The sequence below is a fragment of the Rothia sp. HMSC071F11 genome, from assembly GCF_001809115.1.
GTDB classification, from domain to species: domain Bacteria; phylum Actinomycetota; class Actinomycetes; order Actinomycetales; family Micrococcaceae; genus Rothia; species Rothia dentocariosa.
Genome location: NZ_KV795770.1, coordinates 47,018 through 70,139 on the forward strand (window position 1 = coordinate 47,018; position 23,122 = coordinate 70,139).

Annotated in this window: 23 protein-coding genes; 15 read left to right on the plus strand and 8 right to left on the minus strand. The window is 54.7% G+C overall.

Features of this window, described 5'->3' with window-relative positions; translation table 11 throughout:
- Positions 1–268: 268 nt before the first annotated feature.
- From HMPREF2554_RS09665 to HMPREF2554_RS09720, 11 genes are all read left to right on the plus strand, one after another.
- Entirely contained in the window at positions 269–778 is a 510-nt protein-coding gene (locus HMPREF2554_RS09665; protein ID WP_246826062.1) for an LURP-one-related/scramblase family protein, read from the plus strand.
- A 627-nt stretch (positions 779–1,405) separates the two neighbouring features.
- A complete protein-coding gene (locus HMPREF2554_RS09675) occupies positions 1,406–1,930 on the plus strand; it encodes a peptidoglycan-binding domain-containing protein (protein ID WP_070520305.1) in 525 nt (174 codons plus the stop codon).
- Between the two features lie 86 nt (positions 1,931–2,016).
- The gene (locus HMPREF2554_RS09680) at positions 2,017–2,571 is read left to right on the plus strand and encodes a chemotaxis protein CheA (protein WP_070520308.1); all 555 of its coding nucleotides are present in this window, start codon (positions 2,017–2,019) and stop codon (positions 2,569–2,571) included.
- Between the two features lie 132 nt (positions 2,572–2,703).
- The gene (locus tag HMPREF2554_RS09685; protein WP_070555029.1) at positions 2,704–3,210 is read left to right on the plus strand and encodes a peptidoglycan-binding domain-containing protein; all 507 of its coding nucleotides are present in this window, start codon (positions 2,704–2,706) and stop codon (positions 3,208–3,210) included.
- Positions 3,211–3,292: 82 nt separating this feature from the next.
- Complete coding sequence (locus tag HMPREF2554_RS09690; RefSeq protein ID WP_041321908.1) at positions 3,293–3,826, plus strand: hypothetical protein; 534 nt, start codon at positions 3,293–3,295, stop codon at positions 3,824–3,826.
- 63 nt (positions 3,827–3,889) lie between these two features.
- Positions 3,890–4,249, plus strand: a complete 360-nt coding sequence (locus HMPREF2554_RS09695; protein WP_238789186.1) for a hypothetical protein — start codon at positions 3,890–3,892, stop codon at positions 4,247–4,249.
- A 110-nt stretch (positions 4,250–4,359) separates the two neighbouring features.
- Complete coding sequence (locus HMPREF2554_RS09700; RefSeq protein ID WP_013398221.1) at positions 4,360–4,830, plus strand: lysozyme family protein; 471 nt, start codon at positions 4,360–4,362, stop codon at positions 4,828–4,830.
- A gap of 71 nt (positions 4,831–4,901) precedes the next feature.
- A complete protein-coding gene (locus tag HMPREF2554_RS09705; protein ID WP_070555031.1) occupies positions 4,902–5,417 on the plus strand; it encodes a chemotaxis protein CheA in 516 nt (171 codons plus the stop codon).
- A 103-nt stretch (positions 5,418–5,520) separates the two neighbouring features.
- A complete protein-coding gene (locus tag HMPREF2554_RS09710) occupies positions 5,521–6,045 on the plus strand; it encodes a hypothetical protein (protein ID WP_070555033.1) in 525 nt (174 codons plus the stop codon).
- Positions 6,046–6,153: 108 nt separating this feature from the next.
- Positions 6,154–6,534, plus strand: coding sequence for a Tat (twin-arginine translocation) pathway signal sequence (locus tag HMPREF2554_RS09715; RefSeq protein WP_070555035.1), 381 nt, complete (start codon positions 6,154–6,156; stop codon positions 6,532–6,534).
- Between the two features lie 290 nt (positions 6,535–6,824).
- A complete protein-coding gene (locus HMPREF2554_RS09720; RefSeq protein WP_070555044.1) occupies positions 6,825–7,406 on the plus strand; it encodes a hypothetical protein in 582 nt (193 codons plus the stop codon).
- Between the two features lie 206 nt (positions 7,407–7,612).
- Here the strand turns inward: HMPREF2554_RS09720 and HMPREF2554_RS09725 are convergent, their stop codons facing one another.
- From HMPREF2554_RS09725 to HMPREF2554_RS09735, 3 genes are all read right to left on the minus strand, one after another.
- On the minus strand, positions 7,613–8,677 hold the full coding sequence (locus tag HMPREF2554_RS09725) for a zinc-dependent alcohol dehydrogenase family protein (protein ID WP_004006357.1): 1,065 nt from the start codon (positions 8,675–8,677) through the stop codon (positions 7,613–7,615).
- A 715-nt stretch (positions 8,678–9,392) separates the two neighbouring features.
- Positions 9,393–10,964 (minus strand): SulP family inorganic anion transporter, encoded by a 1,572-nt coding sequence (locus HMPREF2554_RS09730; RefSeq protein WP_210396051.1) that lies wholly within the window; start codon positions 10,962–10,964, stop codon positions 9,393–9,395.
- Between the two features lie 117 nt (positions 10,965–11,081).
- Complete coding sequence (locus HMPREF2554_RS09735) at positions 11,082–11,756, minus strand: carbonic anhydrase (protein WP_070555048.1); 675 nt, start codon at positions 11,754–11,756, stop codon at positions 11,082–11,084.
- A 375-nt stretch (positions 11,757–12,131) separates the two neighbouring features.
- Here HMPREF2554_RS09735 and HMPREF2554_RS09740 point away from each other — a divergent pair, with 375 nt between their 5' ends.
- The 3 genes from HMPREF2554_RS09740 to HMPREF2554_RS09745 all read left to right on the plus strand — a co-directional run bounded on the left by HMPREF2554_RS09740 (position 12,132) and on the right by HMPREF2554_RS09745 (position 13,362).
- Positions 12,132–12,545 (plus strand): RHS repeat-associated core domain-containing protein, encoded by a 414-nt coding sequence (locus HMPREF2554_RS09740; RefSeq protein ID WP_070555051.1) that lies wholly within the window; start codon positions 12,132–12,134, stop codon positions 12,543–12,545.
- An 18-nt stretch (positions 12,546–12,563) separates the two neighbouring features.
- Positions 12,564–12,863 carry a hypothetical protein gene (locus tag HMPREF2554_RS11490; protein WP_141744395.1) on the plus strand — a complete coding sequence of 100 codons (300 nt, stop codon included), beginning with the start codon at positions 12,564–12,566 and terminating at the stop codon, positions 12,861–12,863.
- A gap of 64 nt (positions 12,864–12,927) precedes the next feature.
- On the plus strand, positions 12,928–13,362 hold the full coding sequence (locus HMPREF2554_RS09745) for a hypothetical protein (RefSeq protein ID WP_006889070.1): 435 nt from the start codon (positions 12,928–12,930) through the stop codon (positions 13,360–13,362).
- An 824-nt stretch (positions 13,363–14,186) separates the two neighbouring features.
- Here HMPREF2554_RS09745 and HMPREF2554_RS09750 read toward each other — a convergent pair.
- The 5 genes from HMPREF2554_RS09750 to HMPREF2554_RS09770 all read right to left on the minus strand — a co-directional run bounded on the left by HMPREF2554_RS09750 (position 14,187) and on the right by HMPREF2554_RS09770 (position 20,999).
- Positions 14,187–15,044 carry an anchored repeat-type ABC transporter permease subunit gene (locus HMPREF2554_RS09750; RefSeq protein ID WP_070555057.1) on the minus strand — a complete coding sequence of 286 codons (858 nt, stop codon included), beginning with the start codon at positions 15,042–15,044 and terminating at the stop codon, positions 14,187–14,189.
- On the minus strand, positions 15,041–15,961 hold the full coding sequence (locus HMPREF2554_RS09755; protein ID WP_070555060.1) for an anchored repeat-type ABC transporter ATP-binding subunit: 921 nt from the start codon (positions 15,959–15,961) through the stop codon (positions 15,041–15,043). Before HMPREF2554_RS09755 ends, HMPREF2554_RS09750 begins: the two co-directional genes overlap by 4 nt.
- Positions 15,954–16,997: a choice-of-anchor M domain-containing protein gene (locus tag HMPREF2554_RS09760; protein WP_083297471.1), complete on the minus strand. Its 1,044-nt coding sequence runs from the start codon at positions 16,995–16,997 to the stop codon at positions 15,954–15,956. The genes HMPREF2554_RS09755 and HMPREF2554_RS09760 overlap by 8 nt, the downstream gene beginning before the upstream one ends.
- Positions 16,998–17,062: 65 nt before the next feature.
- Entirely contained in the window at positions 17,063–18,739 is a 1,677-nt protein-coding gene (locus HMPREF2554_RS09765) for an anchored repeat ABC transporter, substrate-binding protein (RefSeq protein ID WP_070555063.1), read from the minus strand.
- Positions 18,729–20,999, minus strand: a complete 2,271-nt coding sequence (locus tag HMPREF2554_RS09770; protein WP_070555067.1) for a TIGR03773 family transporter-associated surface protein — start codon at positions 20,997–20,999, stop codon at positions 18,729–18,731. Before HMPREF2554_RS09770 ends, HMPREF2554_RS09765 begins: the two co-directional genes overlap by 11 nt.
- 145 nt (positions 21,000–21,144) lie before the next feature.
- On the opposite strand from HMPREF2554_RS09770, the gene HMPREF2554_RS09775 reads away from it, so the two are divergent.
- A partial coding sequence (locus tag HMPREF2554_RS09775) for a choice-of-anchor M domain-containing protein (RefSeq protein ID WP_246826063.1) occupies positions 21,145–23,122 on the plus strand: 1,978 nt, incomplete at its 3' end.

Genomic DNA, 23,122 nt, shown 5'->3' on the forward strand with positions numbered 1-23,122 from the left:
TCTTAATGATTGTTGTCACGACAAATAGTATTAAAAAGACAGACAAATCTTCAGAACAAAAGCAGCATGAGGTATCCGAAGGGGTGCCTGATGAATCGCTCTAGAATCCCTTTGCCTTCGGCTGCACTTGGCGATTCCACGCCTAAAGTCTCATTCCCTCTGTTGGGGGCATACGTGTACGGTGAAGACAATCCGCTGTTGAGGATATACGCGGTGCTATGGTTGAGCTACCAACGACACCACCGAAACACATAGAGAGGAGAGCATGATGCGGCAGCTTTACGCGGCGCAGAAAATCTTCAAAATTACCGACCACTATGTCGTCACCGACGAAGGCGGGTACACGGTATATCAGGTTGATGAGAATTACCGGGTTCTCGGCAAAAACATGAATGTGACGAATGTTGAGACCGGCGTGCAGTTCACGCTAGAGCGGCAGCTTGGGCTCGGTACCGTTTTCAATGTTGGCTTTTCCACCGGCGACCAGCTGTATATGCGCAAACGGTTTAAACTCGCGGGACTCAACATAGAGGCCTACCTCAACCAGACTCCGCTTCAGATCGGGGGTAGTTTCTGGGAAGGTAACTTTGAGATTGTTCTTGAAGGAGGTATCGTCGCCGCTATTCACAAGCCTAGGTTTAAGATGCGCGACAAATATCAGATCACTGTGTACGACCAGCGTTTTCAAGACGTTGCTATTGCAGTTCTCATCGTTGTTGATTATCTATCTGATCAGCGGCAGAAGAACAGGCCTAGAATTAGTTTTCACGGATCCTAAAGTCCCTATGCGTCAGGTTTGATGAGGCGCGAGCAGATAGTATTGTGGCGAGCAGATAATCGATTGTTATCTGCTCGCCACAATAACCATCTGCTCGTGGGGATTAAAGCATGCTTATAGAGATTTACTTATTGAAACACCTAAGAAAAAATATTTAAAGAATGAAGTATTTATAAAAACTTACGCACCACAACATTATATTTTTATGTGACATGCCCGAATAAGAAATATGACATTTAAAAATTTTGAACAATGACCACTCTGATATAGAGCATAAAATACATGAACTTCTGTCTTGTGCGATACAGCAAAACAGCCTCAAAGGGTTGAAAACTCGCCCGTGTGGCTTCTACGGTAGGGGCAGAGGCGTTCAGGAAAGCGCTACGCAGTAAATGCATTATATGAGGTGACCAAAACATCACTTTGAGATGTGTTGCTGGTATGTAGCTCTTGCAGATATATTCTGGGCACTCTAAATAAAATCCTCGCTCCGGAAGAGGAAATGTCATAACCCTGCGCCTTCTTTTATGAGGCGTTCACAGATAGTACGCAATCCACAATGCTTTTTGTAGTTCTACAGTGGCGAGTGCGCGTATCCAACCACCATGTGAAAGGAAGATAAGTAACATGACTCTCGAAAATCCCGGACTTTCTCGCCGTAAGTTGCTGCGTACTACCGCTATTGGCGTGCCTGCTGCTGGTCTGCTCGCTTTCGGCTCGACCCTTGTGACCGCACCGAGCGCGCAGGCTTATCACGCGCTAGTTGGTGCTGATGGCTGGTGGGGGTCAAAAACTTCCAGTGGGCTCCAAACTTTCTTAAATATTACCCAGCATGCTCAGGTGAGCGTGGATGGTGTGATTAGTTCTCAGCCGTCAAGTCTGCAGGCTTCATGTCCCGGTCTTGCTGGTGGCTGGGAGTGGGTTGATGATGCTCAAGCATCTGGCTCCCAAACAATAGTTGCGATGCAAACTTGGCTAGGTGTTGGAGCTGACGGGATTTTTGGTTCTGAGACTATCAGTGCCCTGCAAGCCCATTATGGACTGACAGCGGATGGAACACTAGATGGACCGTCGCCGACAATTCTGACTCTGCAGAATGAAATTAACCATTACCTTCGCGCAGACAATGATGAGATAGCGAAGAATAATTAACGCTACTACCGGTGATGGTTTTATGGTGTGCTGAAATCTTCTCCAACTTCCTGCACCAGAAAAATACGCAAAGGAGGGTATTCCTGATGACTCTCGAAAATCCTGGACTTTCTCGCCGTAAGCTGTTGCGTACTACCGCTATTGGCGTGCCTGCTGCTGGTCTACTCGCTTTCGGCTCGACCTTGGTAACTGCAACGAGCGCGAATGCTGTTGATGTTGACGGCTACTGGGGTTCGGAGACCTCGACAGGTTTTCAGAAATTTCTGAATGCCTTTCTGAGTGCTGGATTGGACGTTGATGGCATGATCAGCTCTCAGCCTTTGAGCATGGCTTCTTCCTGCTCCGGCATCGTTGGTGGTTGGGAGTGGGTAGAAGATTCTCAGGCCAAGGGATCTCCCACTATCGGGCTGATGTTTATGTGGCTGACTCATGATCCAGACGATACTCTTGAGGCAAAGACGCAAGAAGGGAGCGCGTCTTTGATTCAAGAAACGGGCGAACCTTTGTCCAATAACCAAATTTCGCCTACACACATCAAGCTCATGCAGGGCCATTATGGGCTTACCCGCGACGGCGTTCTGTCAGCTCCATCGCAGACTATTAAGGCCTTGCAAAAGGAGATCAACCAGTACGTTGGCTAATCCAATGTGACAGTTCTTCACGTGTCGGGAGGGTGGATCGGTCATCTAGTGGTATATCCATCATCCCGACAAGGAAGGCATCTTCCAGCTCTAGTTTTTTGTATCTGAAAATACGCAAAGGAGGGTATCACTATGCCGAATGAACATTCTGGTATTTCGCGTCGTCGCTTGCTGCGCACCGCATCCATAGGCATTCCCGCCGCAGGCGTTCTGGCGCTGGGGTCCAGCATCGTTAGCGTCCCAGCTGCTCAGTCGCTTGAGGCTGATGGTTATTGGGGTTCCGAGACAACCTCGCAGCTTCAAAAGTTTTTCTTCAATATATTTGCGCAGGAACTCGGTCAGCCTACATACGGGTATGAAGACGGTGTCGTGAAATATCAGCCTGTATCGCAGCAGTCCGCAAACCCCGGGCTGGGCAGCGGATGGCAATGGGAATCCGATGGGGGAGCGCAAGGCTACGACTTCACCATCTATTACCTGCAGCGTTGGCTGGGTGGCGTGGAGGCCGACGGCACGATTGGCCCCAATACCATCAAGGCTCTGCAAAATCATTACGGTCTCACGGCAGATGGTCGCCTAGATGGACCTTCAGAGACTATCAAGGCTTTGCAGAACGAGATTAGCCAGTACGTCGGTTAGCTCTGCGTGAGATTTGATGATGCGTGAAAAGCACGTTGGTGCTTCTCAGCGAACATATATTTTCATCCTGGAGGAGAATAAAATGACGAACGAACATTCTGGTATTTCTCGCCGCAGGCTGGTGCGTACCGCTGCTGTAGGCGTACCCGCCGCGAGTTTGCTGGCTTTCGGCTCCACTCTGGTGACCGCAACAAGTGCGAGTGCGGTTAGCGTTGATGGTTACTGGGGCGAGGAAACCTCTGCAGGGCTCCAACGCTTTATGAATGCCGTGCGTGGGGCCGGGTTGTCGGTGGATGGAGTTATTAGTTCTCAGCCATCAAGTATGGCTCCATCCTGCTCGGGTATCGTCAGCGGTTGGGAATGGGTCGATGATGCACAGGCCTCTGGTTCCCCAACCATGCTGGCCATGTATCAATGGCTTGGATCCGGGACTCATGGGCAACATCTTTTCCTCAAAATTGAGGAATGGGGTGGGAATGTAACTGGCTACAGCATCACAGGCGTTCATATCAAGCTTTTACAAGAGCATTATGGTCTGACGGCGGATGGAACTTTAGATAGTCCATCACCAACTATTGAGGCTTTGCAGAACGAGATTAACCAGTACGTCGGCTAAAACCCGGTGTTGCTCTTTCACCAGTTAGTGCACAGTCCTATTCGAACTAATTGAGGAGAAAAAATGATATTTCGTAAATCTGATCATCCTCGTCGTAAGTCGATGCGTGTAACCTTGTTCGTGACCCCCATTGTGGGTGCCCTGCTAGCGCTTGGTTTCATGACGGCTCCGGCGGCGAATGCAGGGATTGCCGATAACTCGACAGGCGCAATGCAGGCAGAATCTGAGCAGCTTCATCAAGAAGCCCGGGACGCTACAGATCTAGCAAATAAGTTTGACCAGGATAACATCGCGATTAATGATTCTGCCGCTGCGGATCTGCGTGATGCTGCGCAGAAGGCTGAAGCGATGGCTCAAGAACGAGACCAGGCAGTTCAGGCTGTTGAAGATGCTGATCGTGACGCCGCCAGCCTCTTTGAATAAATAATTCGCAACTAAGTTGTGTGAAGAAGTGATATTGGGGCTTGTGAGCTTTTGACTGGTGCCAAGATTGCTTCAAACCTTTTATGAGCCTTAGTTGAGGAAGGAGTATTATGACTCTCGAAAATACCGGACTTTCCCGTCGTAAACTGTTGCGTACTACCGCCATTGGCGTACCCGCTGCGGGTATGCTCGCTTTCGGCTCGACCTTGGTAACCGCGACGAGTGCGAATGCGCTTGAGGTTGATGGTTACTGGGGAAGTGAAACTACACGTATGTATCAGAGGCTCGCTGCGCTTGAGGTGGTAGATGGCATCGTCTCAAGTCAGCCTGCGTCTCAAGCGAGTGCTAACCCTGGGCTGACGAGTGGCTGGGATTGGGTTTCTGATGATGCCGCCTCCGGTTCAGAAACCATCAAAGATTTGCAGCGCTGGCTCAAAGTGACCCAGGATGGGCTCATGGGCTCGCAGACTATATCTGCACTTCAGGCGCGTTATCACCTCCCTCAGGATGGGGTATTGAGCGAGGAGTCTCCCACCATTAAGAAGCTTCAGTCAGAGCTTATCGCGGTTACCTATGACTAATTCAACATACTGAAAATACATCGGTTACCCGATTTTTCTCCGCAATTTCTATATATGTGAGGAGGATAAAAATGATGAACGAACATTCTGGTATTTCTCGCCGTAAGTTGCTGCGTACCACCGCTATTGGTGTTCCCGCTGCTGGTCTGCTCGCCTTTGGCTCGACCCTTGTGACCGCCCCGGCAGCAAATGCAGATATTACCATTGACGGGTATTGGGGCCCGGAGACCAGCAAGGGTATCCAGAACTTCATGAACCTCGTGTACTTTAACGTAAACCTGGAGGTTGATGGTGTGATTAGCTCCCAGCCTTCAGGTATGAAGTCCTCCTGCCCTGGGATCACAGGCGGCTGGGAATGGGTTTCTGATGACCAGGCTCAGGGATCTCCTACCCTGTTCTACGTGTCCTACTGGTTAGGGGAAAAGACGGAATTTAAAAACATTCGGGGCGATCAGAAGATTACCCAGGATCTTATTAAAGCCCTGCAAAGCTATTACAAGCTTCCCGTGGATGGACGTTTGGAAGGGCCTTCCTCCGCTATTGAGGCGCTGCAGAAGGAAATCAATAGTGCTGTTGGGAACTACTAAATCCCCACATAACGTTCGGCTGGGCTGCTCTCTGAGGAGCTAGATAGTCCAGATCACGTACCAGGTAACTTTTATGTCTTGAAGGGGTAAGGAGAACGGAAATATGAACACTACAAGCTCTGGTCTTTCTCGCCGTACGTTGCTGCGCACCACCGCCATTGGTGTGCCTGCCGCGGGTGCGGTTGCTTTAGGCGCAAACCTGGCGATGGCCCCAGCCGCGAATGCTATCGCAACCGACGGGTACTGGGGCGCAGAGACCACTAAGGCTCTTCAAAACATGCTCAATAAGCTATACCCGGAAGCTAACCTTGTCGTAGACGGTGTGGTCAGTTCACAGCCGTCAAGCTTTCAGTCCCGCTGCCCTGGTATTATAGGCGGCTGGGAATGGGTCGCTGATGATAAAGCGGAAGGCTCGCCAACAATGGAGAAGCTAAGCGGCTGGCTCTTTCTTCAGTCTGGTTTACCGACCGGGCCTACAAAGGTTCTCGCTGATACGGTTCTGTATTCCCTGTTTAGCCGGTACAACCTGAGCAAGGGAGATGACGAGTACCGTCTGGACGCCCCCTCGGAAGCTATCCGGGGGCTGCAGAACGAAATTAACCTTACTCTGCGAGAGAAGCCTGCATAACAGTAGTAAAACCGTGAAACGTATCTTCTCTCTGAACCATAAGATTGGTGTGGAGAAGAGACACAGGTTAATAGTCTGATGAAGCTGTTACCACAAAGGAGGGGTTGTATGACGCACGAACATTCCGCTCTTTCCCGCCGTAAGCTGCTGCGTACTACCGCCATTGGCGTACCCGCTGCCGGTGTGGTTACTTTGGGAGCAAACCTGGTGATGGCCCCAGCTGCGAATGCAGAGACTGACTTGGGTGCCAAGATGAAAGTAGAGTCTGAGAAGCTTCAGGAAAAAGCTCAGAGGGCTAAAGAACTAGCAGACAGCTTCGATCTTGATGCCGCAGCATTTGATGATCCTGCCCTTGAGGCTGCCGTCAAAGATATCAGCGCCCAGCTGCATGATGCTGCTCAAAAAGCCGAAACGTTAGCTCAGCAACGAGCCCAGGAAGCTCAGGCTGTTGAAGATGCTGATAGTGAAAATGCCAGCCGCTTTCAATAATTCGCAGCCAATTGTGTGAGGAAGCGAGATTGGGGCTCGTGGACTTCTAAGAAAAAAGAACGAGAAAGACGGCATGAGACAATGCAGCGGCACACAGTCTGTAACATGCCCGACAACACGGTAGTGCATAACCGTACCCTGACTAAAAAACGTGTTCAGGTGAGTTACGGTTAAAAACTACCAACCGGTTTACCGGTTTCGCATCATGAGGTTGCGGCGTTGGCGCTTATCCTAATGGCGCTGACTCTGCACCTCATGGTGTTTTAACACCGCATAAATAAGGAGGACATATGACTGAGCTAGGTACCTCACGCCGCCGATTCCTGCGCGCCGCCGCTGTAGGCATTCCTGCTGCAGGTGCGCTCGCGGTTGGTTCGACCCTGACCGCCCCGGCTGCGAACGCCGCGCAGACTTCGTCAACCCCGTCGAATCAGAACCAGAGCCCCGAAGCTCAAGGTGCGGCCACCAACGCGCAGTACCTCAGCGAGAAGGCGAAGAACTTCCATATTCTGCTTGATATGTACAAACAGGCTGGCGACGCGGTAGACGCAACTCAGCTGACCCAGGAGGCGCAGCGCATCCGGGGTGCGGCGGACGAATCAAACAGCCCGTTCCCCAGCAGGCCCGTCTCGTGGGCCGGTGTTCAGCTGGAACGGGACAGGATGCAGCTTGCCGCCAAGATCAACTACGCCGCCATGCGTGCCGAAGAGTTAGCCGATGAGCGTACCCGCGCTGGCGGGGGAGTGCCGCAAGGTCGGGATGCGGTGCGCCAAGCTGCACAGAGGCGCGTGATCTATCGTGTGCTCAGCAGCGCATCCCGAGACACTGATGCGCTGGTAACCAAGCTCGAAAACCTGGCGAAGGGTCGGTAAAGCAACTCTCGTCGTGAGCAGATTCCTGCATAAAAAGGCTCTTTATTCCAATAAGGATGGGGAAAACCCGCTTTATTGGAATAAAGAGCCTTTTTACAGTGCGCAACCCCCGGTAAACATGGCTGGCTCCGGGAAAGAGAGCGAAAGGAACCCCTCCGGGAAGGACGGTAAAGAACCCGGAGGGGTTAGCTTAGGGGGCTTACACCCTACTTCTTAATCGGTTCGCGCGAGATAACAACCTTCACCGCATTATGCTCGGCGGCATTTGCGAACAGGTCGTATGCCTCCTCGAACTGGTCGAAGGTGAAGTAGTGGGTTGCCATCGCCTTTGCGTTCAGGCGGCCCGAACGCACCATATTCAGCAGGTTGCCCACGGTGTTGCAGTTCACCAGACCCATGTTGATGTTCACGTTCGAGATCCACATGGTGTTAATCGGCAGCTCCACTGGCTTGCCGTGCACACCCGCGTTCGCAATGTTGCCGTAGGGGCGCACGATCTTGGTGCAGGTCTCGAAGGTCTGCGGCACGCCCACAGCCTCAATCGCCACATCCACGCCCAAACCATCGGGGGAGAGGGCCTTAATCTTCTCGATAAAGTCTGGATCGGCGGCGTTTACCTTATCGGTTGCACCCAGTTCTAGCGCCTTGTTCATACGGTTATCGTCCATATCGACGGTAATCACACGCCCGGCACCGCACAGGTTCGCCGTCATGATCGCGCCCAGACCCACCGGACCTGCGCCGATAACAGCCACCGTATCGCCCGGCTTGGTGTTGCCGTTGAGAATACCCATCTCGAAACCGGTCGGAAGCGCATCCGTGAGGAAGAGAACATCTTCGTCGGTCAGTCCCTCGGGAACCATGTGAACCGACGTCTCAGCGTAAGGAATGCGCACATACTCAGCCTGGGTGCCGTCAATCATGTACCCGAAAATCCAGCCGACGCCGCCCACGGTCTGGCAGTGCGAAGGCTTATTGTCCTTACAGTATGAGCACTTGCCGCAGTTCGTGACCGCCGGAATAATGATGCGGTCGCCAACCTTCAAATCGGTGACCGCAGAGCCGACTTCGGTAATCGTGCCGATAGCCTCATGACCCAGGATGCGCCCTTCTTCAACCTCGGGAACGTCACCCTTGAGGATGTGCAGGTCGGTGCCGCAGATGGTGGTGGTATCAACGCGAGCAATGACGTCGGTGGGTTCAAGGATGGTGGCGTCTGGAACTTCTTCCCAAGCTCGCTTGCCTGGACCGTGGTAAACAACTGCCTTCATGGTGACTCCTAACTGAGATTTTATGAGGGGCTGTAGCTACAGCATCATCGCTTATAGTCTCAACCTATCAAGGGTTCTTTATAGGTTGTACCTTCATTAAACCGGAAAAATCCGTGACTTCCTAGATGTTACGCAGATTACATTTAAGGTTATGGTGACTGTAAGAGTTATGGTGACTGTAAGAATGGCAGGCTTATGCGCGATGCGCTCTATACCGCGAGCAGGTGGTTTAGGTATGCCTTGAAAGTCGAAAACAGCCCTACGCTCATGGCCTCAGCCGTTGTTCCGGACTATATCTGTGCTGTATAGTTAGGGCAGTGAGGAACCCATACTGGCAGGTCTGGGTGCCTCACTGCGATGGCGTTCATCAACTAGATTTACCAGTTGATAACGTCTACTAGGTTAGCAATCGCCCGGATCACGCGTGCTAGTGCATTTAAGACACGCGCGATGTCACGGGCGATTTTGCTTTGCCTCTTCGACAATCCGCCAACACCCCCTTCCGCTCATCATCCCTCACGACTAGGTTCAGTACATAGCGATTCGTGGGGTGTAGCCGCGGGGGCAGTACAAGCTTACCTAATTAAGTCAGGTTTAAACGTGAGCAGGTGGTTTTTGGTACGAGCAGGTAGTATTTTCCTACCTGCTCGGCCAAAAACCACCTGCTCGCGTACATGCACGAGGGGGCGATACCGCACGGATACCGCCTCATAGCTTAGATACTTGCGCTATGACCCACCTTCACGTGGCTGTGGCGATCACGCTCAGCATCGTGATAATCCGACTTGAAGCCCTTGAGTACTACCTCAATATCGTTCTCCTTCGCATAAACATTGGAGAAGTCCTCAATCAGCTCCAGCACATCGCTGGCGATATACGAAGAGTTCTCGGCATTGATCGTGACCTTCGAGCCGGGGCGAATATTCTTCAGCGTCTTCTTAATAGCCGCCTTGTTCAGGAACGACACCTCTTCCGCCAAATCCAGCGTAATTTCGTCGGCCTCTGCAAGCTCCTCACGGCTGAGGTAGTAGGCGCGCTTCATATTGCCCTGCAGCACGAAGAAGATACTGATCGCCAGACCAATACCCACGCCCTCCAGCAGGTCAAGGGCAACCACGGCCACCAGCGTAGCGGCAAACGGAATGAACTGGTACAGACCCTTACGCCAGAAGTGGAAGATGGTCTTCGGATTCGCCAGCTTATAACCCACCACCAGAAGCACGGCGGCAAGGGTCGCCAGCGGAATCAGGTTCAGCACGAACGGAATAGCCAGCACGCACACCAGCAGCAGAACGCCGTGAATAATGGCGGAAAGCTTATGGGTTGCACCCGCGTTCGCATTCGCGGACGAACGTACCACCACCGATGTCACAGGCAGCCCGCCGATAGCGGAGCACACCATGTTGCCAACGCCCTGTGCGCGAAGCTCGCGGTTGGTGTCGGTGATGCGGCGGTGCACATCCAGACGATCGGCCGCCTCAATAGAGAGCAGGGTTTCAATCGATGCCACAATAGCGATCGTGATACCGGTAATCCACACGTGTGAGTCTGTGAAACCGGAGAAATTGGGGAAAGTTGCCAAAGAAGCCATATCGCCCCACGACTTCGGCACAGGAAGCTGAACGAGCTGATTATTCGGAATTGCCAGGCCGCTATTGGTGTTAATGAACATCCAGTTCATGAAAATACCCACGGCAACCGCTACGAGCGCTGCGGGCAAAAGTTTAAGGTTCTTCAAACCGGGGATTTTATCCCAAGAAATCAGGATGATGAGGGACACAACCGTCACTAGAATCGACCCGAGATGAAGGTCTGCGAATACGTCCAGACCGTCTTCTCGCAGCTTCAAATCGCTGCCGAACGCTAACGGAAGCTGGTTGATGATGATAATAACGCCGATGCCCGCCAGCATACCCTCAATGACGGCAAGCGGAATGTATTCGGCGATACTGCCCACGCGCAGGAAACCTAGAGCAAGCTGTATAGCGCCCGCGATGAGACCCGCGCAGAGGAACAGCTCGAACGCGCCCAAACTGGTAATCGACTCAAGAACGATTGCCGCCAGACCTGCTGCGGGACCGGAAACGCTGATATTCGAGGTACTTAGAAATCCGATGACGATACCGCCAACAATACCCGAAATAACCCCCGAAAGCGGCGGCGCACCGGATGCCAGGGCGATACCCAAGCACAGTGGCAGCGCTACGAGAAAGACCACCAATCCCGAGGCAAAATTTGATTTAAAGAGAGCGCCTAAAGGCTGTTTTTCGATAGACTGATTGACCAAAACCGATACTCCTTGATGTGTTGTCTGTATATTGTGGTGCGCCGCATGCCGGTGTGCTCGGGGCAAAAGCTCGCGCGAGCGGGTAGACTCTCACCCGGCATCAGGCGGTTGGGAGGGCTACGCAGACTGTTTACGTGCGTTAACCACCCATTCGGAATCGGTCAGGTTATAAATGCTCTGAATATCGGCCAGAATATTCTCAAAATCGATATCCAAATCGATCAGACGGCCCGTGCGCATATCAAACACCCAGCCGTGCACGATCGGGTAACCATCCAGCAGATAACGCTCCTGAACGCATGCCATCTTGACGATATTCAGGCACTGCTCCTGCACATTCAGCTCGACCAGGCGGTCGTACCGTGCGTCTTCGTCGGCGATCGCATCCAGCTCTTTGCGGTGCAGACGGTATACATCACGAATATTGCGCAGCCACGGGTTTAGCGGGCCCATATCTTCGGGCACCATCGCAGCCTTAATACCGCCGCAATTGTAGTGACCGCACACGATAATATGCTTAACCTTTAGGTGTGAAACCGCATATTCGATAGCGGAACCGGCGTTTAAATCCAGCCCGTTCACCAGGTTGGCGACGTTGCGGTGAACGAACACTTCGCCCGGTTCCAGACCCATCAGCCCCTCTGCAACCACGCGGCTGTCGGAGCATCCAATGTACAGAAAATCGGGGTTCTGACCATCCGCAAGCTCAGTAAAATACTCGGGATGCTGTTGCTTTTTCGTCTCAAGCCATTGTTGATTATTCTCAAAAATGACTTCGTAGGATTTGCTCATGTCTCTTCCTTTCTTTGAATGTTGGTAGAGGATTTTTCGCGCAGAATCATGGCGAGCAGTCAGAAGGAAGGGTTGGAAGGGCTGCCCGTCTGCGAAAAAATGGTGACAATCACGGAATATGCACAGAGCTCTCCCTCAAACAGAAGAAAAGTAGATGTGTCTAGAAGAAAATCTGTGAAAATATGCCTGCTAGAAATAAGGCATATTCCGGATTAAAAGATCGTGAGTGCCTTTATTCTGTTACTCAAAATCGTACGGGAGTTCAAAACACTACCCGACTATTCTATGAGGCCGCATGAGAAATCCGGCCGCCACACTTAGTTATGCAATGACAAAAACTAAGTTCAGCTTATCCTAGCAGGTGTTTACGGCGCGATGTCAAGACACTTTGTCACACTGCGAGCGCCTGATCAGGGGGTTGAGTATGTTCTAGCTGGGCGTATGTGGGTTCTTGCTGGTGCCCCGCAGGAGTTGATTGATGCTGAGCAGGGGAGTGTGGCGGGTCGTGTGACTCAGTCTTTGTTTGGCAGGCGTCAATGGTCGGGTGTGGATTCCCCGGTATTGTTTGCTGGTCAGTATGAGGATCAAGAGTCTGGGTGGGTGTATAACCGGTTTAGGTTTTATGATCCTGCCGGTGGTGTGTATGGTGCCCAGGATCCGTTGGGTGTGGGGCCGAATGTGGGGACTGCGCAGGGGTATGTCGCTAATCCTTTGACATGGGTTGATGCGCTAGGATTGAAAGCGCACCCAATCACTGATGCTATCAGAAACTCCACAGACGATTTGTAACAAAAAGTTGTTGGGGTAATGGACAACGCAGGTGATGGTGCTCGACGTTATGGTGCACTTGCTATGGCTGAAGTCACTGACAGCGCAGGAAACAAAACAATCCTTGCAGCCTCCAATGGTCGTGATGGAGCGATCTTGCGTAATGATATACGTCGGCATCTGCCAGATGATGTTGTTGCAGTGAGAAGCCAAATAACAGAAGGGGTGGTTGGAAGAAACACTCATGCTGAAGAGCCACTAGTTAATTATTGCAAAGCCAATAATTTGTCGATTAATAAGTTGGCTGCATCATGTGGTGTGTGTAAAGACGTCTGTTAACCATTGGTGGAAAATATAAATGTTGTTACCCCGCTTGTGGGGGCAATGTAAGGAGAAGAATAAGATGAGTGTATATCGTGATCAGTTGGGCGAACGCTCCAACAATCTCATCAATGAGCTTCTGGCAAAAGGGCTTGGTCTGGCATTTTATAAAGGCAAATGCTTGGAGATCCTTGATGTGACTGGATGGGATGCAAAAGATGTTTATGAGTTTGTCGAACATTTGACTCTGGCTGATGCCGAAACTGCTGATAAATTTCAGGAGAGTGAGCAGTTGATGGCTAAGTATTCTGACCAGCTTGATGAGATGGAGGCAAACCAAGATCCTAATTCAGGTAAGGTATTGGAGGTGCAGACAATTGCCTTGGCAACCTATCTGATGTTAGAAGAGCCAGATAAAGAACAACGTGTACCAGTGGGTCTGGAGGCGCTGATTAATAGTGATTATCCAGAGCCTAAGCTCTGTGACGACATTGAAGCATTTCTTCAAAAACATTAGCATCCGCTAAGGTTGCTGATTATATGTTGCAACTTTTGGCTATACTAACACTAGGGTTTTCTCACCAGGATTGCCAATCAGGATCATAATGCAGCGACATCAGCACCACAACACTTCTTACTATCTTTGTAATTGTTGTCGGACACAGGTTTACGTGTTTTAAAGCCTTGTAGTGTTTTAATGCTGCATCTCCCCTCAGTAGGCGCTCTGATGCTGGTAATAATGTCCATGGCGGTCTTGTCATCAGGGTTTGGGCTGGTTATCCTTCGGTGAGGTCTTTATCCTAGGGTCTGCTCCTTGGTAGCTTTATGTCAGCAAAAATCCACAGCCACCAGTGTGGGTGACTTGTCTGGTGGTAACACCGTCGGTGTGGATGAGCGTGCCATCTAGACATAAAATCAGCTCACCTGCTTTTTCCTAAAAGGACTTATGCGCCAAGTATCTTATCTCAAGGGTGCCGAGGAAAAACACCGGGTTTTGCACGTATTTCTTCTTCAGAAAAATGCGCTCGCAGGGTGTTTGACGTGTGTCTGAGCCGTACGCTTCGCATCATGCTCTTATGTTGCCGTATGATACGCGCATCATACTATTTTTGAGGATGATGCCACGCGTATGACGGTATTTTTGGTGGGCTAGTTCCTTGAGATAGCGCAGGAATGCGGTCATACGCCGTCATACTATGATCATCCTCAAAAAATAGTATGACGGATAGTATGATGCGTTCCGCGCGCCAAAATAACTCTGCTGGCAACTCTGCTGTCTACATAACCCCGCTGGCTACCGGGCGACATTCCTAAGAAAGCCGGACTAAGAAACCCCGGTAATTATGATGCGCGCAGGCGAAGCTTCACGCGCGAGCGCATCCAGGTGAACACCCACACCAGCACGAAAGCGGCGACCATCGTCAGCACAATCGTGCCGCCAGTCGGCAGGTTAAACGCCCACGAGAAGTACAGCCCCACCGTCGAACACAGCACGCCGAAAACCGGTGAGAACAGCATCATGGTGCCTAAACGGCGGCATGCAAGCCGCGATGCGCTGGCCGGAACCACAATGAGCGCAAGCACCAGCACATTCCCGAGCGTCTGCAAAGAAATCACCACGGAAACCGTCACGAGCACATACAGCAGAATATCCAGCCACAGCACCGGCAAACCCAACGCGCGAGCACTTTCACGATCCAGGCTCACCGTCACCAGCTGCCGATGAAATAGCCACAGAAGCAGCAGAATCCCGGCGGACATAGCCGCCGCCTGGGCAATATCGCTGCCTGAAACCCCCACAATCGAACCGAACAGGAAATCCTGAATCGACCCCGAATACCCCGGTGCCAGCGAAATAATCACAATACCCAACGCGAACGAACCGGCAAAGAAAATACCGATTACCGAATCTTCTCGCAGCTTCTGGTTCTGACTAAAAATAGCCACCAAAACCGCCGTGATAACGCCCGCGATCAAGCCCCCGAACACCAAGTTGCCGCCGATAACGAACGCAACCGCCAAGCCGGGAAACACCGAGTGGGCAACCGCATCGCCAATAAAAACCATGCCGCGCATCATCACATGGCACCCCACCACGCCCGTCACCAAAGAAGCCAGCGTCACTGCGGCGAGGGCACGCGGCAGAAACGCCAGGGAAGGGTTAAAAAGGTCAAACAGAAAATCGAGGGGAGTAATCATGCCGCTGCCTCCTGCGGGGTTACACGATGACCGGCAGGATGCCCCTGCCGGGTGCCGCCGGTCGAGTCGCCGCCTGCGCCCGGAACGCCAATCTTAGGCGATGGGCTTGTGCCCGCGTTTCCGCCTTTACCTGTGCTTTCACCCTCGCCCTCAAGTTCGCGCCCGTGCACCCAGGCGTAAAGCTGCTGCGGCGAAAAATCCTCGGCTTTGCCGTCCAAACTCAAGGAACCGCGCACCCCGCACAGCCGCGAACAAGACTCCTGCGCCGCCACAATATCGTGGGTAGACATCAGAATCGTCACGCCCTCGCCCGCCAGCTGCCGGTACAGCTTGGTGAGCGCGGATTGGGTGGGCGCATCCACCCCCGTAAAGGGTTCGTCAAGAAGCAAAAGCGCCGGTTCAACCGCGAGAGCACGTGCCAGAAGCACCCGCTGCCGCTGCCCGCCGGAAAGCTCTCCGATGGGACGGTTCTTCAGCGGCATTAAATCCGTGCGGTCTAGGGCGTGAAAAACCTTGACCCAATCCGCGGTTTTAGGGCGACGGAACCAGCCGATCTCGCGGGTTCGCCCGGTCATGACCGCATCCTTGACGGTGATCGGGAAATCCCACTGAAACTGGTGCTTCTGTGGCACATAGCCGACGCGCGCCCGCGCGGTGCGTGCAGTACTGCCCAGCACCCGAATACTCCCCGAAGCAGGATGCAGCAGCCCCATAATGGCACGTAACAGCGTGGTTTTTCCGGCACCGTTCGCCCCGAGAAGACCCACAAATTCGCCGGGGTTCAGGGTGAGCGAAAAGTCCCGCAGCACCGCCCGCCGCCCGTACCCCGCATAGAGGTTCTGGATGCTCAGCGTCGGATTTTCACTCTCTGGCGCAGGGTCGTTTTTGGAGCCTAGCACGGTGGTACCTTTACTCATCCCGCGCACCCTTTCCGTTCGCCATGATGCGCTCGGCCTGCGCCTGCGCGGCCTTATTGCGGCGCATCATGAAGAGCCCCGCTGCGGCAAGTACCGCCACAGTCCCCGCGCCGAGCGCCACCGGAAGGGCAGGGAACCCGCCGGATGAGGCCCCCGGACTATCGGAAGCCGCCGCAGAGTGCGCGCCCTCCGATTCGCCCGCCGGTGCCTGATCCGTGGCCTGCTGCGCCAGAGTGTACACCTCATCCGCAGTCACCGAATCCCCGATAGCGAACTTCACATAGCGGGTATCGGAAACAACCGAACCATCCGCAAGTTCCGCACGGGCAGTCACCTTCAGCAGATAGGCGCCGGGCTTGGTAAACACCCAATTGGCGTGGGTGTGCGTGTTCTTCTCAACCCATATATCCTGCGGCTCGTGCTTGGACGAATCCCACAAAACCTGCGGCTTCGAGAAGTTCCCATTCTCCAGGTACAGCGTGAACTGCCCCGGCCCCTGAACCTGCTCTAGGGTGAGGGTAACCCCGCGCGGGGTTTTCTGCACAAGCCCCGGATCCTGAGTGGTCCAGCCAGGCCAGACGACCCCCTTCGTCTCGGTCTGCGGAATCACATACACCTGCTCGCCGGGCTGCGCACCTACAAATGAATAACGGTCATCATCAGGAACCTGGCGAAGGGCCGCATCGGAGCCGCGGTACAGCACATCATCCACGCTGCGCCAGATGGGTGTAGCGGCATGATCGTCATGGATCATGAGCTGAAACTTACCGTCGGTAAAACGTGGACCCATATCAACATGCCCGCTCGAAATTTCGGTGCGTCCCGTGCCCACCGGCTGCTCGGGTGAGAGCGTCTGCTGCAGAGCCTTCTGCTCTTTGCTGGGGTTATCGCTTGTGGCTGCCGTGCTTGACGATGCACCCGGCGCGGGCGTGTGATCGGCATATGCCGGATTGGCTATAGAGGCTGTGAGACCCACACATAAAGCGAATGAAATAACCTTCTGACTAGTTTTTATTCCAAAAATAGAATATTTCATGTATGTCTTCTTCCTCAACGTTGATGGATGTATATGCATATGTGGCTATGGACGAGAATACGACTTCACCGCCCAACCGCTCGCTGGATAGTATGTGCGTTGGCGCGCATCATATCCGCATAGTGGGGTGCCTCATCATCGAGCGAATCGGAATATAAGGTACCCACCTGAACCCCGTTTTCATGGGCGACCTCACGCAAAACTGGGCTTCGCATGCGAGTATTCCGATCAAGGAATATAGCCGGTACACGCAAATCCCTGATAGTGCGCTGCAGCCGCTGCCGCTGTTGGATGCTCGGCTCACTGCCCGCCACCGGCGTTACGAACCCCGCTACCGTCAGCCCATAAGTACTCGCCAGGTAGCGGTACCCGTCATGGGTGGTAATCAGGTTTTTCGAGGTCTCGGGCAAAGACGCATAGATGCCGCGAATCTCCCAGTCCAGCTCATCGAGCTCGCGCATAACACGCTCGGTATTCGCCGTGTACAGGCTGGTTCCGGGTGGGTCAGCCTCGGCGAGAGCATCACGCATGACCTGCGCGGCCGCCTTCATATTTGGTACCGAATGCCATATATGCGGGTCTATCTCGCCGTGCACATGTTTGCCGAGCACCGCCTGCGCCAGCAAATACACCTGCCCCCGATGCTCGCGCGAAGAACCCCTCAAGAACCCGTACTGGCCGCCCGCAGGAACCTCCTGCAGAGTGCGCGAAGGAACCGCAATGATCGTGCGAGCCAGGTCGTGTTCGGTGACTTTTCCGCCGCTATCGGTGCGAATCACAAGCCGTCCCGTATATGCCTGAACGGCTATATCCGCATGTCCAGAGGCTAAAACGGTCGTATTTGAATCCAGACGAGAGGCGGCTTCGGCAGGGTCCTCACCCACCACGACATGCAGTGTTCCCTGCGCCTGCCGCACCCCCTCGGGCGCGTTGCGGGGCGTTGCCAGAACATCAAGTTCGTACACACCGGCATCCGCAAAAGCCCACGAAAGATGCGTATGCGCCTGCAGCGGAAGCTCCAGCGACCCCATACCGCCGGTACGCACCCTCACACCATCCTGCGTGGATTCCTGCGTGCCGCGCGCCTGAGAATCGCACATCATCTCGACCGCGCCGAAGGTCTGCGTAATAAACGCCGCAACCTGCCCGGGCCCCTTCACACGGGTAACCGAAAACGCGACTGAAGCATCCGAATCTGAGGGCGAGTCGGCGGAATGGCTAGCGGATGCGCCCGAAGGATCGGTGCCCTCCACGCGCAGCCCCAACCAGATAGAATCCAGCGAGGCATCCTCCACCACGGGTTCAAGCTTGCCGCCGTACTGCTCAATCCTCTCGGCAATCGCCACCTGCGCCGAACCCTGCGGCAGGTTAGAGCTCACCATCGCCGCCATTTTGCGCTGTTCCAGTAACAGACCGTTGGTGAACGCCAGCCGTGCGTAGGCGACATCGCGCACATCCCGCAGGCTCGGCTCATAGGAATGCGGGTCTGCGCCATTGGGAATGAGGGCGTGTACCCGAGCACGCTCGCCGCCAACAGCACGCGCCACATCCGCCAAAATCGGGGTTGTCGCCACCACCTGAAGACGTCCGTCGGCATCAAAACCTGAGGACGTATTCTGTGCGGTGCAGGCGCTCAATGCCGCGCAAACGGGCAGAAAACCCAGGAAAGCGCGGCGGTTGAGCGGAGGTTCGAGTGAGCGCTGCGGTGTGCAAGACTGACGGCGTGAACCTCTAGAGCTCATGACGTTTGCGGCGGCGCACGGTGTATACGATCATGCCTCCCAGCGCGACGGCAAGCACGGAGGTGCTGACCATAAACGGATTAAACCCTGCCCCGGTGTTGGCGAGCTTCCCGGTGGCAGCGGCCTGCTGCGCGTCCTTTAGCTCCTGGTTGGTGAGGGCGCAGTCCTTGCCCGAGGCGGTCTTGCCGACAATGCGTACCTTCGTGCCGTCTGGCTTCGTGACAATACCGCTGGCCGCATCCACGGTGCCCCGCTGGGATTGCTGTTCGGCAGGTTTATGAGTGGTCGAGTTTTCGGCGTTCTCAGGCGCGTTCTTCTCATGGTGCGCGGGCTCGGGGTTTGCCGGATTATCGGCATTGCCCACTGTAAAGTTCAGGGTCGATGTGCTCTCGACGGTCTGCCCGTTCTTCAGATGCACCTGCCAACCGATCGTCACCCGGTAGCGGCCCTCAGCGGTAAACACCCAGTTGCTGTGTTGGTGCGTATTCAGTGGAACCTGAAATGAGCCGCCACGAGAATCGAAGACTTTTTGCCCGGCGGATCCGAAGTTGCCCGAAAGGAACACCGACATTGAGCCGGGACCGTCGAACCCCTTCAAACTCATGGTGACCGGTCCATCGGCCTGTTTGAGAAGTTCGGGATCCTGGGTACTCCATCCCAGCCACGGCACGCCTGCCTGCTGGGTTGCCCCAATCATGTGCACGGTACTTCCCGCTGGGGCAATATCTTCCATGCCCGCCGGGAATTTCAGCTTCGCAGCATCGCCGAGGATGAATTCTAAAGAGCTGGGTGACACATGTTTGGGCGGGCTGAACCGATCGTCTTTGACGGCAGAACTCAGCGTGGAACCGTTCAAGACCGGGCCAACGTCAAAATGCCCCTCGGTAGCGCGATCCGCTGCGGCATGATCCGCAGTTGTTACCATCGGCAGAGTACCGGGAATATTCGCCGGGCTTTGGGTGCTTCGTGACTGCACGGAATCCTTGACGACAACCTCGGTCGGAATGCACTTCTCGGATTCGGTTCCGGGATAAGAGCCGCCGCGAGAACCCGAAGAGGGTGCGGTATTGCCCGAAGCCCCTGAACCGCCAGAACCCGCACTCCGAACGGTCGGCGCGGTAACATTCTGGGCATTTGACCCGTTAACCGTGCGGTTCGATGTGCCGGCATTCTGGCCGGCTTGCTGTGGTGCCGGGGCGGGTGCATCGGGCGCGGGGGCATCGCCCGTTGCAATCTGGGGGTTGGGTGCCGCATCCGCTGAAGATTCAGGCTGAGCCGGGGCGGCTTCCGCACTCGACGAATCCTGATGCGCGGGCTCGATCACCTGATGCTGCGCGCGAGAAGTACCCGCGCCATGATCTCCCTCTGATGAGCGCTCATTCGGGGCAGCATCCCGATGCGCCTGCTCACCGCCCTCCTCACGCTGCGGCGGAGCGGCAGCTGATTCGGCGGAGTCCTGCGGGTTGTGTGCCCGATGCCCCTGCTCGAAAATATCCTGCGGAACTTCGCCCACCACAACGGTGTAGGTTGCCTCCGCGTGAACCTGCGTGCCGTCCGCGAGCTCGGCGCTCGTGCGGAAAGTGAACCGGTAGGTTCCGGCGGCGGTAAACGCCCACGCAGCATGCACATGAGAACCCGCCTCAAGCTCGTAGGGCGCTAACCGATCCGCCGTGCTGAACATGCGTGATGCCCCGGAGAGATTCTCCTGAAAAACCTCAGCGCGTGCACCTTCGGGAACCTCGCTTTTGACGAGTTCAACCGTGATCTTATTGTTTTTCAGAGCGCCCTGCGGAATGTTTTCTGCACTGAAGCTGGGGTAGAGAAGCCCATCGGTATGCTTCTGCGAGATGTGCCAAATGGGGGTGCCTTCGGGGGCGATGAAATCATATCCGGCGGCTACGCGGGTTTGGGATTGATCGTTGCCGGGCAGGCTGAAAACGGTGGTGGAGGGGTTGAAAAGGCCTTCACCATCCTGCGTTTCGGCCTTGGAGTTTAGGGTGAGTTTTCCGTCGTGAAGCTCGGCGTTGAGCAGTTCGGTATGCACGCCGCGCACAATGTAATTCCCGGTGTAACTGTGCGGTTCTGCCTGTGCTGCACCTGCGCCATGTTCTTCGTGTGCGAGCGCCGCCGGTGCCGTGTTGAACGCGGGCAGAGTGGGGGAGAGGGCTAGTGTGCATCCCAGGGCAGTGGTTCCGATGATGGTAAATGTTTTGCGGCTGCGTTGTTCCCGCGGCGGGGTTTGCGGGGCGGATCTGCGCATAGTTTTCCTCCAACGACGGTGTGGTGTGTGAGTTCACGACGCATCGGTGCGTGTGATTATGAGAATCACTATACATATCTATTTTGATTATGACAATTATTCTCAATTAGTGATAGGCTGTGTATGCAAAATGAGAAAGGTTGTCATGTACACGAAATACACACATCGTCGTGCGCTGAGTGCATCCCTTGCTCGTATTTCCGCAGTAGCTCTGCTGGCTCTCGCTGGCTCATCGCCTATGCTCCCCGCGCATGCGGGGCCCGACGACGGGCGCATTATTACTACTCAGGGCCATGTTGATGCCCCGAAAACCTACTGGGAAAACGGCGTTTTCGCACTCAAAAACGAAGCAAACCCCTATAAGACCGGTGCCGATCTCTACGACCTCGACAAGACCGTCAACTGGGTGGGGAAGGGATGGGATGGCCGCAATGGTGCATCCCAATACACTCTGACCCTCACTGATTCACCCAATCTGCGTTTTCTGGGCGAACCCGGGCAGACTCTCTACATGGCGCCCACCCTGACCTGGGGTAATCACGATCCCATCTGGGCAGGGCTGGGTTCATCCGTCAAAATCCCTACTGAAAACTTCCGTGACGGCATTTATGCGACCGATATTCTCTCGGTCGAAGGCCCCGGCCGCATAGAGCTTTTTCGCTACAACCCCGATGAAGGACCTGCGGACGTAAACCGCATCCTATCAAGCACGAGTACCGGGTGGCACTCCTGGCTGCTCAGCAAAGGAAGCCACACGCATAACACCACGACCTTCACGCGACCCGGGCGTTATGTGGTGACCTATCGCACGGTAGCGCGCGGCACGGACGGATCGATCATTCAATCCCCGCCGCAAAAACTCGTGTGGCAGGTGGGCGGGCGTAAGCCCATTCTCGGTGACGGAACCCCGAACGCGGTACCGACCATTGAGCGCTACAATGCTGCACCCGTCGGGAACCTGGACTCCGCTAAATACGTGCTTTCCGTGGCACCCCACAAGCTCGATCCCGACCCCGCGAAGAACAAGGACGCCGACGATAAACTCAGCGACATCACCTTCACCGCAGCCGATAAAAACCTCAGCGGAACGCTTACCTTATACAACAACGGGTATTTCCTCACCGACCTTGAGGTAAAGAACGGCACCGCCACCTGGAGCGAGATGATGGGCGGCGAATCCTCGCATCTGCAGGCTGTCTTTACCCCAAGCGGGAACGAGGGCGCGCGCTGGATTTCGCATAAGCTCGCCTATGAACCCGGGCATGCCGAGAGCGTATACAGCGACGACGGCACCGGAGACTGGCCCGTTGAAGAGCCCGATGAGCGCAATACCGTGCTTCCCACCGCCCAATACACCCCCGCCAGCGGCGACTACACGGTGCGCACCGTGCCCTCCACACGGGAAGGGTACCGCACGCTTGAGGTGACCTTCGCCGACCCTAACGTTCGCGGGTTTATCCGGGGCGGATTCTACGCCCCTAACGACTACGAATACCCCAAATTCGATATAGAAACCACGATCGACAACGGGGTAGCGCGCTTCACCTACCGGGAAGACAGCTACTTTGAGAACAGCGAGCTTATCGTGAAAGTGCTGCCGCATCCCGATATGAATGCCCGCACTTCACAGGTGAAACTCACCCAGAATTATCAGCGCGGCGGCAATTACAGCGCCACGGGAACGCTGGGTGCGGATGCGCCCGCCGCAAACCCCCAGCCGGGCGACTCGCACACCCCGGCGCCCCAGCCAAGCCCCTCCGCTGACCCGAGCGGTCCCGGCACCAACGATGCGCCGCCCAGTGCATCCCCCGCCCCGGCGGCTCCCGAGCAGCCGAGCGCAAGCCCGACTCCCTCACGAGATGGGGATGCACAAAACACGCAAAACCCCGCACCGAAGGCGCCCGCCCCCATGCCAACCTGCGAGGCGGGGAAGATCGACGGCCGCTATAAAATCGGCGACGGACACCTAGACCTTCAAGCACAACTGCGTGATAACCGGCTGGAACTGGGTCTCAAAGATGATAGCGGACTCATCGATGCGGACTCGGTAGTACGCCCGCTGGATACCGTGGTGTGGACTGTTAGTGACCGTGCCCGCCGCAGCCGCAACGAGCACATGAACT